Annotated in this window: 8 protein-coding genes; 2 read left to right on the top strand and 6 right to left on the bottom strand. The window is 35.3% G+C overall.

Features of this window, described 5'->3' with window-relative positions; genetic code table 11:
- From FNW07_RS00490 to FNW07_RS00500, 3 genes are all read right to left on the bottom strand, one after another.
- Complete coding sequence (locus FNW07_RS00490) at positions 1-432, bottom strand: hypothetical protein (protein WP_126743315.1); 432 nt, start codon at positions 430-432, stop codon at positions 1-3.
- 132 nt (positions 433-564) lie between these two features.
- Positions 565-1692 (bottom strand): hypothetical protein, encoded by a 1128-nt coding sequence (locus tag FNW07_RS00495; RefSeq protein WP_126743314.1) that lies wholly within the window; start codon positions 1690-1692, stop codon positions 565-567.
- Positions 1693-1839: 147 nt separating this feature from the next.
- Positions 1840-2361: a hypothetical protein gene (locus tag FNW07_RS00500; RefSeq protein ID WP_126743313.1), complete on the bottom strand. Its 522-nt coding sequence runs from the start codon at positions 2359-2361 to the stop codon at positions 1840-1842.
- A gap of 622 nt (positions 2362-2983) precedes the next feature.
- Between FNW07_RS00500 and FNW07_RS00505 the strand changes: the two genes are divergently transcribed.
- Positions 2984-4681: an AraC family transcriptional regulator gene (locus FNW07_RS00505; RefSeq protein ID WP_126743312.1), complete on the top strand. Its 1698-nt coding sequence runs from the start codon at positions 2984-2986 to the stop codon at positions 4679-4681.
- 1074 nt (positions 4682-5755) lie between these two features.
- On the opposite strand, the gene FNW07_RS00510 is transcribed toward FNW07_RS00505, so the two are convergent.
- Positions 5756-6151: a DUF2809 domain-containing protein gene (locus tag FNW07_RS00510; protein ID WP_126743311.1), complete on the bottom strand. Its 396-nt coding sequence runs from the start codon at positions 6149-6151 to the stop codon at positions 5756-5758.
- 228 nt (positions 6152-6379) lie between these two features.
- Between FNW07_RS00510 and FNW07_RS00515 the strand changes: the two genes are divergently transcribed.
- Complete coding sequence (locus FNW07_RS00515; RefSeq protein ID WP_126743310.1) at positions 6380-8149, top strand: 1-deoxy-D-xylulose-5-phosphate synthase; 1770 nt, start codon at positions 6380-6382, stop codon at positions 8147-8149.
- Positions 8150-8239: 90 nt separating this feature from the next.
- Here the strand turns inward: FNW07_RS00515 and FNW07_RS13975 are convergent, their stop codons facing one another.
- A complete protein-coding gene (locus FNW07_RS13975) occupies positions 8240-11479 on the bottom strand; it encodes a PA domain-containing protein (RefSeq protein ID WP_126743309.1) in 3240 nt (1079 codons plus the stop codon).
- A gap of 388 nt (positions 11480-11867) precedes the next feature.
- Positions 11868-13211 (bottom strand): deoxyguanosinetriphosphate triphosphohydrolase, encoded by a 1344-nt coding sequence (locus FNW07_RS00525; protein ID WP_126743366.1) that lies wholly within the window; start codon positions 13209-13211, stop codon positions 11868-11870.
- Positions 13212-13249 lie beyond the last annotated feature (38 nt).

A 13249-nucleotide genomic window follows, 5' to 3' on the forward strand; every position in this document is an offset into this window, starting at 1 on the left:
TTAATTTGAAAGTGTGATGGTTAAAACGGCATACTCTTTAATTAATCGGAGAGGATAATCTCCTTTTTTTACTTGATAATAATTAATATCAACTCCCAATTCAGTCAAGAATTTTTTTTCAAAAGCATAATCTTCATCCTGATGAAAAACTAAAATTTCTTCTTGATAGGTCGGATATCTTTTTTCAAAAAGCATAGACTGGTCCTCCGGGGAAAGATCGGTTATAAGAATGGTTAAGTTAATTGTGTTACCCGAAATTTTGGTAACAGTAAAATTTTTGAGTGAATTTTTGCTCACCGGAGAAGTACTGCAAACTCCTAATCCTCCTGCGCAACTTCTTCCCCTTATATCGGCTTGTAATAATTTTGTTTCGGTTTGAGCAATAGAAAGAAGCGGCAACAGGATTATGGCTATATAATTTAGATATTTCATTTTGTGTAGTTTTTAGCTTTTGGGAGGAATCACTTCTAGTTTTAAGGTATTCCAATCCTCGGTTTTGTGTAATTTTTAAAACAAGGTTTACAAATAATTTACATCAAAATAAGCAATATTTAAAATGCTTTTTCATAAAGCTTTAGCTCGAATAATTTCCAATTGTAGTGTACCCCAATCAACGGCTTTATTTAGTTTTATGTTCATTTCACAAATATTTTTCGCAGTTACTTTCTCACCATTTATAGATGTTATAACATCTCCAACATTATAATCAATTAATTGTTGATTTTTTAATATAATAACAATCTGATTATTTGAATTATAGGTGATGTAATTATATTTTTTAAAATCTTTGTTTAACTTATTTTCAGTATTTATTCTCTTTACAAAAACCTTCTTATTTTCAAAATCTAAAATCCAGTCAAAGTTCTTCATAAATCTTATTCCAACATTTGTTGCTTTATTTGACGATGATGCAATTACTGTAGACACGAATTTTTCGCCAGCGAAATCCATTTCAACATTTTTATAATGGATTTCCTTATTGTTATCAGAAAATTCATCAAATGCTTTAAATGAAGAGCCATTATAAAGTTCGGCATCAAGTTTATTAAACATCGGATCATCATTTAAGGGTATTATAAAAAAATCTGAAAAACCAGTATCTAATTTAAATTGCTTTTTAGTTCCATTTATTTCAAAGTTTACAAAAATCATTTGATCACGAAAAGACGATTCAATTTCTTTATAATCACTTGTATTAACACTATCCTTATGGATTAGAGCTAAAGTTTTGTCGGAGAAATTAATCTGCATAGTCAATTTATCATTGATAAAGCAATCCATCCCTAAAATCCCATAAAAATTTCTAGTGAAACAATTGTTAACTTCAGCTTGTTTAACCGCCAAAAATTTATTTTTGGATTCAAAGAGAGTTGTTTTAATTGGGTAATTTATTGTGCTAACTTCAACTTTTACTCCATTTACCCCTTTAGCAGATAAAGAGCCTTTCGCTGATTTGTGAAAATTTTCCACCATTAATGTATCTTGAACGATAGTGGCAGTAGCTCCCGTATCAAACACAAATGGAAATTTTTTACTATTCATTTCAATCTCAATAATAGGCATGTTAGATTTCATTAAGAAAGTTATTTTTCCGGCTTTGTGATTGATTTCTTGAGTGTAATATTGTTTGAATACTGTACAAGATGTAAAAAAAAATATGAAAAATATTAAAGAAGTGAATTTAAATTTCATTGATAATTGTAAGTTTTGTTAATGTATTAGAATTTAAAATTGAAATGATTCAACTCTTGTGAAATTTTAAATATTAGATCTCTAATTTAGAAAATCTCAATTAAAAATAATCTCAATGGCAAAACACCATTGAGATTATTAGACATTTTATGGATGCAGCTCTGGAGTGATCATGTCAATAATAGCACCTACAATTTCAAGGATCAGTTTCCAAGGCCATTTTGCCGTAACATCAACAGGTGCATAAGGACCCGTAGAAACTAAATCCGCAAGATTTATTGGACTTGTCGATTTTGAATAAGCTATTTTTGTTTTTATCTGATTTGAAAAGATCACGACTTCATTATAATCCCATTCTATTAAAGCCTTAGGCGATAATTTGGCGAAATCATAAATTTTTCTAAAAAAAGCTTCAGCCTCTAACGTTTGAAATCCTTTGAAATTCAAGCAATCATTTGTAAATTGTTGAAAAGTAGCTTTAGGATTAACTGATAAATATTTTCTAGCTTGATCTACACTTTCTGCAAATTTTAATTTTGCTTCAGGTGAGATAGTAACATTACTATTAATAACTGCATGCTTTTCGCTTGAGTCCAATCTTAGACTTCCAGCATTCCCTGACGATATAATTAACCCCGCCATCATAGCACTTAATAAAACTTTTTTCATAATTTTGTTTTTTAATTTAAATTTGCAGTCTTACTTATGTCGTCGAAAACATTTAATTAGTAAGACTGCTTTTTTATTTATGGCTGGAAATCTCATCACAGAAAAAAAGCCAACCTTTCTTTTTCTCTGATTTTACATTCTTCTCTAAGGCATCTGTAGTTCCTTTTGCTCAGGTTTTTTTAAAGGTTACCGTACAGCTGTATCAATCCTTATATGCTCTGTTTTTGTTAGGATAACAGAATAGCTTTATCAAAGTCCTTTTTGCTCTGATTTTTATAGGGTTACATACCAGCTGAATCAATCCCTTATAATTGGCCAATTATATTTATTCTGAAAATGTTACAAATCGTTAACTAAAATTCGTTTCACTTTCTGAGGTCAAAACTACCTCCCTAGACCTATCTATGCAAACATTGTATTTATCAATTTCGAAATTGAAAACTTGTCAATTTCGGAATTTACACACTACAACGAAGATAATATATTTGATTTCAAGGATTTAACCTTTAATTTTTTAATCATTATTAAAGAAAAATATTACTAAAAAAAAACCAAAAATAACTTTTAAAATGCTAATTTCGCGCTAACAATTAACTGTTACTCCAACCAAACGTTCTGTTTTATGCAAAGATTCAAGATTATTTCGTTATGTTTTGGTCTATTTATATTTAATATTTCGATAGCTCAAGATTGTAATAAAATTCCAGACTCTTTAAAAAAATATAGTTATTTGGAATTAGATGCTAAAATATATAACAGTAGTGTAAGACTTCAAAAGCATAATGCCATTTATTCAAGAACGCATGTCTTAAAAGCAAAAAAAGAGAATAATATCGAAGAGCTTACCATAGGTTATAACGTAATGGCAGAAGTAGAAAATCATCCGAAACAAGGATTAAAATACTCCGATAGTGCAATTTATTTGGCAAAAAAAAAAATACCCAGACTTCTCTCTTATCTATATCATACTAGAGCCGACTTATACTACAATGAGAAAAAACTTAAAAAATCTCTTGATTATTATTTACTTGCTTATAAAGATTCAATTTTTCTTTCCAAAAAATTCAGGAATATTGTGCACTATCGTATTGGTGTAATTAAGGACATCCAAGGAAAACAGGAAGAAGCGTTAACTATATATAAAAAATGTGAAGAATATGCAAATAAATATAAACTTAACAACGTAGCGTATTTATATGGATTATCCGAATTGTATAATAAGATCGGTAGAATAAAATTATCAGAGCAATATACAAGGAAGGGGATTGCCCTATCTAAAAATAATATAGATAACTTATATTATTATCCTTATTTTATATCTAACCGAGGAAAAAACTATTATAAGCGTAAACAATATCAAAAAGCTATAATTGACTTAAGTAAGCCTCTCAAAACCATTCAAAATGATTATTCCAATTATGCCGAGAATTGCTATTATATAGGGGAATGCTATAAAAAACTTCATCAAGAAAAAAAAGCTGTAGAATATTTTAAAAAAGTTGATTCTATTTTTACTGTAAATAATGATGTTTATCCACTTATCATATCAGCATACCAACATCTCATTGATTATTATAAAAAAAACCAAGACTTTAAGCAGGCTATATATTATTCAGACCAATTCATAAAGGCCGATTGTGTAATTGATGACAATTATAAATACATTACATCAAAAATCGCTAAAACTTATGATATACAAAAAGTAGTCTCTTCAAAACAAGCCGTGATTACCTCCTTGAAAAAAGAAAAAAGAAATTTTGTTACGGCAATATTGTTGTTGTTTTTAGGATTATTTTTAGTTTCAAATCTTTGGTATATTAACAATAAAAAAAAGCAAACAGAACTCCTCAAGCAAAGAGAACTATTTAATATATTTAAATTAGAAAGAGAACAACAAAGCCTAAATCAAAAAATAAATTTTAGCGACAAAAAAACAAGCTTGTCTAATATTGACGAAAGTGTAATTGCACAAATATTGAGTAGCTTGGAGCATTTTGAAAAAGAGCAATGCTATCTGCACAAAGAATATACTGTTGAGATACTTGCTACTGAATTTAAAACCAATTCAAATTATTTGTCAAGAATTATCAATGAAATAAAAGGAGCTAGTTTTACAACTTACATTAATGTGTTGAGAATCGAATATATTTTGGAAAAATTAGAAACCGATAAGAAATTTTTAAATTACACGATACAGGGATTATCTGAATTTTCAGGATATAATAGTGTCCAAACCTTTACTAGAGCATTTACTTTATATACAAAAATGAAACCTTCTGAATTCCTTAAAGAATTGAGAGCTAGAAATATTCAAAATTAAAATCTAGCAATTTCCGAATTGATAAAGCATGTTTAGTCCACAGTTTGTTAGTTTTATTAAATTTGGCAGCAATTAACAAATAACTTTATTAAATATTATGCAAAAAGAAAATCAAAATTATTTAAAATTCTGCAGTTTTGTTTTCACTACTAGCATCTTTATTAGCAGTAGTTTTCAAGGACGGTAGTATCGTTTTATATATACGGTTATGGAATAAGTATAATAGGCTGTCAATAAAATTATGAAAAAATTAATGCAGTTTACACAAATTTGCTTGATTCTAAGCGGAATTATAAGCGTAATGTATATTGTTGTGGACAAATTTAACATTGCAAATTTAAATTCATTTCGATCGCCATTTTCTGTAGTAGCCAGTATTTGTATACTGTCGTTATACCTGTGGATAATTTTATTAGACATTCAAAAAAATAGGTTTTTGATTTTAGGCATTTTAAATTATGTTGCCTTAGTGGGAGCATTGGTATTTGTATTGAATCAAGCTATTTTACGCACACCTTGGATACTTTTATATGCGATTTATTTAATGCTTTTCATGTTGTTTAATTTAATCGTAATGAACTTTATATATAATTACCGAAAAACGATGGACCGTTCTTTTTTGAAGCAATGGGTGTGGTTTTTTGGATTTCTGTTCTGTACCTTCCTATTATTTTTTATACTAAAGAAGTTTGTCTATACTGAGGTTTATTAGATGATTTCAAGAATTTAAATGGAATGCTATTGCATGAAAAAAGCCGCTGATTTAGCGGCTTTTTTTTTAAATATCTATGGGCATTCTTCTTTATGATTAGTAATACTATTCGATTTCGAATTCATTCTTTTGTTGAAAAACCGGATAATTGCTCGCATTTGCCTGATAGGTCGAACTGCTTGTTTTTACCAGATTCGGGGTTATACCGTACCAGTTGTATACGTACAATCCTATATAATTCTTGAGATAATACGCTATCTGATAATATTTTTTGAAGGGGTTTTTATAGGGGTTTTTAATGTCTTCATATTGCTGTTTTTTTATTCTTTTCCATCTGGTGTTTTTTTATTGTTTAATAAAATTTAATTAGACTTTATTAGATCCGTTTTCTTTTTTCCAACATACCTTTCGACAGCAATTACAAGAGCAATTCCAGCCATGTAACAGATCATATCCATCCACGAGAAGGAAGTGCCGATTACAGTTCGGGCCAATTTGGATTTTTCTAAATGCATCTTTTCGACAATACGTAAAAACTGCAGGAATTCTATCGTAAAAGAGAAAATCAACACCAACAGCGCAGCAGTCAAAACCGGTAATCTAAGGAATGATTTTAAAAAACAATAGAGTAGGATAACCACCAAAACATCCCCCAGATAAGGCCTGACAAATTGGTCATGGACGCATAGGGCAATCAAAACTTCCAAACAGAAAATCAGGATAGTTAAGCCAAAGTAGTTTTTGTTGAATATCAGCATGCTGTCAATTTAAGTTACACGGCCTGCGCCCTTTTTATTCTCTTTACTGTAAAATGGCCTTTATAACGTTTCCATCTGCCATTTACGCTTAAGGTTTAGATCAAACTGATAGTAGCAAATACATATGCGGTATTAAATGCCAACCAAGTGCAAAAGTACATTTAAAATACCAAGTTGGGATTTGTTCTTTTATCATTTTCTTGATGTAAATTTGTCTTTTCCCGCATTATGAAAAACACGCTGCTATCCCATATCCAATCCCCAACCGATTTACGTCAATTGGATAGTTCCCAATTGCCTCAGGTCGCTCAGGAATTACGTGATTTTATCATCGCTGCGGTGGCTGCAAAAGAGGGACATCTGGGCGCCAGTCTTGGTGTGGTCGAATTGACCCTGGCGTTGCATTATGTGTTTGACACCCCTGATGATCTATTGGTTTGGGATGTTGGGCATCAGGCTTATGGCCACAAAATACTGACCGGAAGACGGGATAATTTCGATACCAACCGCCAATTGCATGGGATTTCCGGTTTCCCGAAAAGAAGCGAAAGCATCTATGATACTTTTGGCGTAGGCCACTCCTCTACTGCTATTTCTGCGGCGTTGGGAATGGCGATTGCGTCGAATCTGAAAGGTGATTTTGAGAAACAGCATATTGCAGTTGTCGGCGATGCGTCCATTGCATCCGGAATGGCTTTTGAAGGCCTGAATCACGCCGGAGTTACCGATGCCAATCTATTGGTGATTCTAAACGATAACGCCATCGGGATTGACCCAAGTGTTGGGGCCCTGAAAAAGTATCTTACTGCCGTAAAAGAGGGAAAAAACCCCAAGAAAAACAACATGATCAAGTCGCTGAATTTTGATTATTCAGGACCGATAGATGGCCATGATGTTTTTGCCGTAATCGCCGAATTGAGGCGGCTTCAAAAAATAAAAGGACCCAAATTCCTGCATGTCATTACCACCAAAGGCAAAGGTCTCCGTCAAGCGGAAGATGATCAGGTGCGTTACCATGCGCCGGGGAAATTCGATAAGAATACAGGTGAAATCCATTCAAAACCGGAAACCGATTTACCGCCCAGATACCAGGATGTTTTTGGCCTCACGCTATTGGATCTGGCCCGAAAAAATGAAAAAATTGTGGGCATTACGCCAGCCATGCCATCCGGGAGCTCGTTGAAATTCATGATGGATGCGTTTCCGAAACGTGCTTTTGACGTCGGGATTGCCGAACAGCACGCCGTTACGCTCGCTGCCGGAATGGCCACTCAGGGAATGATTGTTTTTTGCAATATTTATTCCACTTTTCTGCAACGCGCCTACGACCAGGTCATCCATGATGTGGCATTGCAGAATCTTCCAGTTATTTTTTGTCTCGACCGCGCCGGGCTTGTAGGGGAAGACGGTGCCACGCATCACGGCGTCTTTGATCTGGCTTACCTGCGCTGCATTCCCAATATGATTGTCTATGCTCCGATGAACGAATATGGACTGCGAAATATTTTATATACGGCTCAAAAAGGGCTATCTCATCCGATTGCAATCCGTTATCCGAGAGGGCGCGCCCAGAATGTGGATTGGCAACACCCCTATAAAACCATAGCTATCGGAAAAGCGGTCTGCATTCAGGACGGTTCCGGAATTGCGGTTTTATCTACTGGTTCTATTGGTAATAATGTTACTTCGGCTATAGCCAAAATGCGGCATCCGCAAACCATAGCCCATTATGATTTTGCCTTTGTAAAACCGTTGGACGAAAATGTACTACATACCATTTTTACCAAATTTGAAAATATCATCACTATTGAAGACGGGGTAATAAAAGGTGGTTTTGGCAGTGCTGTAACTGAATTCGCCGCACAGCATCGGTATCACGCTTCTATTAAAACCCTTGGAATTCCGGATGAATTTATTGAACACGGTACGGTTGAGGAACTTCAGCAGTATTGTAAGATGGACACCAAAAGTTTGGAATTACTATTTTCGGCGTATTGAAATTCTAGTATTGACTACAAAACTAAAATGCCATATAAATAAAAAAGACCTGAATAAATCAGGTCTTTTTTTTGCAATTAAAAATGAAATTTAGTTTAACACCACTTTACTGGTATGTGACAAGTCCTGTCCTTTCATTTTTAGGATGTAAATACCGGATTGTAAGCCATTCAGGCTGATAGCTTTTTCAGCTACAAAATCCGCATAATCTTTACTGTATACTTCCTTACCGTTAAGGTCAAATAATTTAACGGACATTTTTCCGGAATAACCTGCAACAGAAATGTTCAGAACATCACTTGTTGGATTAGGATACACTTTAACTCCCACTGAAGAAGCTAGATCATCAGTAGATAGTGTTGTGCCTGTAAATATACCAGAGAAGATTCCTCTTCCATAAGTAGCCGCAAAAACGGAATTGTCATTTCTTAAATCCATGTCGGTAACTTTTACATTACTCATTCCGTTATAAGACTGATTCCATACCGGAGTCGCTGAACTAAAGGTATTAGTATACCAAACTCCTAACTCACTACCCACAATCACTTCATTTAAGTTCAATGGGTTTTGCAAAATACATTTTACCGGAATATCAGGGAAGTTTCCTTCTTTATTCTGCCATGTTACCCCTGCATCGGCACTATACCAAATACTGGTTACATTATAATTATGAAACGTAACAAAAATATCGTTATTAGTCGCTCCAAATTCAACATCAGAAATACTTCCGACAAACCCTGGTCCTGTAATATCCGTCCAGATTGGCCCCGGCACAGTAACCTGAGCGCCTGTAATTCTTAGTAACTTACCGTTTCTGCAACCTACTAAAAGTGTAGTTGTTGCTGTCGTATATGGAGATACGGCGAAAGCTGTTGGAGAGTTGGTTAAAAGTGCATTCGTTAAGAGTGCTTTTGCAACTGTCCCGGTCAAGCCGACGTTAGTATATCTTCTGATTTGGTAAACCCCTGCAGCCGTTGTATAATCAGAATATAATATATTTAAATTGGAATCTAAAACCATTGGCGCGATAAAAGCTCCATTTGAAGTAGTTTCTGAATTTATAGATTTTACAGCACCAGCTGTCGTTCTTCTGTTAATATTGTTATTATATACGTAATTCGTAATATAATATTTATCAGCACCCTGATCAAACATCGTAAAGGCCCCATCACCTCCCTGAACTTCGACACTTGAGTTGGCACCTGCCGCAGCGGACGCAAAATATTGCGAACCGTTATCCTGAGCACCTGCCGCATAATAATCATTAACTAAATTACCTCCGGTAGCACCTGATGGAGCCACACCTAAGCTATAAAACTGGGTAACATTAAATCCTTTATTTCTTGAAGTAGCCGGTGTACCACCTGACAAACTTGCTGAGTAATATACACCTCCATCATTACCAAAAAGACCGATATTAGAATTGTTCGGTTTAAAGGTCATGGTATGCTGATCAGAGTGGACGTCAGACGTCCAGTTTGAAATAGCCGTCCAGTTAGCACCAGCATCGGCAGATCGGTATAAATCGATACCTCCTACATATACAACCTGGTCATTACTAGGATCCACTTCAATCATTAGGTCATAAAAAGCCTGTTGTCCTGTGAAACCGTATGTTGTTTCTCTTGTCTCATTCCCAACTGGTAATGATGTTGCAGCAGAACTTGCAAAACCATCAGTAGTTTTTATAATAGTTACTTCTATCGTTGCCGGAGCAACTGGTGTAATCTCAGATAAAACATATACTTTATCAGCAACTGTCTTAGAAACAGCAATTTGTGTTCTGGTACCTTTGGTAACAGTATATTTATCAATAAAATTCGTTCCATCGGTAGAAGCAAACACTTTACCTCCTCCATCGCCATAGGCAGTACTTTCTGTTGTAGAAACCCATACTTTGTTGTCTGCTCCAATTTCAATATCATTTGGACAGTGTTTATTACTTGATGCAGTAAGTGGCAAGGTTAATAATGTCCAGTTTGCACCACCATCATTAGATTTATAAACACCATAGGTATACGTTCCTAAGTATGCTCCTCCGGCATATCCATCACCGGCAGCTACAAAAATTTCAGATACTCCTCCATTATTTCTAACAGCAAGGTCATTTATCATTTGTATACCCGGAACCAAGTTACCAGTAATAGCTCCTGGAGTACTCGGGTTTAAGGCACCATTTACTGTCCCGGATCCTAAAGCAGCTTCTATAAGATTTCCGTCAGATTGAGAAATCATCGTAGAAGGAATGGTGATTGTCGCATCTGTTCCTCCCATAGCAACGGGAACTCCGGGCGCATTATTCATCATAATTACACCGACAGCTCCTGCATCTTGAGCAGCTTTGACTTTTTGAACAAAAGGACAAGACCCTCTTCTAATTAAGGCAATTTTTCCTGCTAACGCAGCTGTGTTTTGTATTACGTCACACCCATCCGATGATGGCGCTGCATTATCTATAACTAAAACAATATCTTGAGTAATTGGGGTAGATACTGCACTTCCGAAACCAGTTGTTGGAAAACAAGGATAATTTCCAGCAATACCCGCCGGAGTATTAATGGTTACATTGGCAGCAGATTGAAATGTTGTTGGTCCGGTAACGCCACCAAGTACTTTAGTCCATGTAGCACCGGCGTTCACCGATTTCCATACACCATCTCCATTTACATCTCCTGTATAGGATTCTCCCGTTCCAACGTAAAATGTTGTTGGAGTAACCGGATCCACTGCAATGCAGGATACGTTCAGATTATCTTGGATATTTACTCTGGTCCAGGCAGAAGCAGCATTTGAGATATTTGTGTTTTTCCACATACCACCACTTACACCACCTGCAAAAACAGTCTCATAGGTTGGATCATTTGGATCAAACATAATTGCTCTGGTTCTTCCACCTACATTTGTAGGTCCTCTTTCAACCCAACTATTATCACTGGCATCACCGGGAGTTCTACCCGATGCTAATTCTACTTGTCTTTCGGCATTAAGCCTGTCTCTAAGTAATCTTACTTTTTCCGGGGTCGGTCTACCAGTCGCCGGATTCATAGTTAATTCCCACTCACTTTCAAAATACTTGTTAGGAGGGAGACCCATACTTTTTCTTTCTTTACCCGAAAGTTTTAATATTTTTTTGTAGGGAGAGTTCGCTAAAAACTGAGCATGCTGCTTTCGCAAAGCCTTTGTTTTTTTATCGGGCTTAGCAGTATGCATCGCAATTTTTTTAGATGTAACTGAAGCTGTTGCCTTAACTTTCTTTTGCTGTACTGTCTGGGAATATCCAGAAACAGAAAGCATTAGCATCATTAGTAACAAGAGTAGATTTTTCTTCATGATTTGGTTGTATAATATTTAGTGCGCTAAAATAGATTTAATTTTTTATATATAAACAATTTATTTCTTAAATCGCTGGTATTTTAACTATTAACTTCGAGATTTGCGGTAAAACTGATGTAAAATAGAACGAATTTTCTTAAATTTCGACTTCATAACAAACTATTGTATAAAAGCTTTTCATAAAAAAAAGCCTGTTACAATTGACTAGTGGGGGAATTCCTTCTATTGGAACAGAATTTTTTATTAAATTTATTCCATAATGAAACTTATATTTTATCCATTATTATTTTTAGTAAGTAAAATCTTGATTTTAAGCTACTTAGATAATTTTAATTTTTAAACACCATATCCCTTCTGGCAGGGAACTGAATCATAACTCGCATAATTAACTTTTAGCAGCCGTGATTGTATTGTAAAAAATAAAGGCATTCCCGTCTGTCAATAAGGAGATGAAGTGGCAAATATGTAGTAACCTATCGTACAGATTATTTTTTTCCACGTGGAATTTTTCCGGTAGCAGTTTCAATAACAATTTGTCGAAATTGGTGGCTTTTCCATCAAAATCATTATTAAAAGCGGTGATGAATTTATCCAATAAGGTGTTGATGATTTGGTATCCGGTCAATTCCTTTTCAATCACTTCCCGACTTTGGTATATTTTCTTGACGCTCAATTTGATGATGTCATCCATTTGCGCTTTGTACTTGCTTTTATCCGTTAGCGCATGGGGAAATCTACCCTCTAGTATATCCGTCTCATTTTCCATGAACACACGGACGGCATCATTTATAAGACTTCCGATAGCAAGTGCGCGCAAATAACTGATACGATCTTCCTTGGTGGTCAGTGCATGGTATTTTTTAGTGTCAATACTGTCTTTGACCAATTTGATTAAGTATTCCAACGCAAAATCTTCCGAGACCAATCCGAGATTCATTCCGTCTTCAAAATCTATAATCGTATAGCAGATATCATCTGCGGCTTCGACCAAATAAGCCAGGGGATGTCTTTCGAAACCGATATCGTTCCCGGATTTATTGGAAATCATGCCCAACTCCTGCGCGACATCCTCAAAAAAGGCTTTATCGGACTGAAAAAATCCATATTTTTTATCCGCAATAGCGGAAGTAGGTTTTTTTGGCAGACTTTCTTTTGGGTATTTCATAAAAGCTCCAAGAGTAGCATACGAAATCCGCAACCCGCCTTCATTACCGGGACGCGAACTGGTCAGCACCGAAAACCCATTGGCATTGCCTTCAAAATCGATCAGATCCTGCCATTCCTTTTCAGTTACTTGGTCCTTGTATTTTTGGCCGTTACCAATCGAAAAATATTCGCCGATGGCTTTTTCACCCGAATGACCAAATGGGGGATTGCCAATATCATGCGCCAGACAGGCTGCAGCGACAATTGCCCCGAAATCATTCATATGAAAACCGTGGATTTCCTGTAAATGCGGATATTTTTCGATGATTTTTTTTCCAACCAACCTTCCGATGGATCGTCCCACTACGGATACTTCTAAACTGTGGGTAAGTCGGGTGTGCACAAAATCGGTTTTAGATAGCGGTATTACTTGGGTTTTGTCCTGCAGGCTCCGGAATGCCGATGAGAAAATGATCCGGTCGTAATCGACTTCAAATCCAAGACGCGTATCGTCCTGCTCTTTTCGCAATCGTTTGCTTGTGTCGCCCTGTCGTTTCAGGGATAGAAGTTGTTCCCAGTTCATCATTGGAAGGTTAAATTCAAAAATTAAGTTACGAATGT

This window comes from Flavobacterium sp. GT3R68, from assembly GCF_007109225.1.
Taxonomy (GTDB): domain Bacteria; phylum Bacteroidota; class Bacteroidia; order Flavobacteriales; family Flavobacteriaceae; genus Flavobacterium.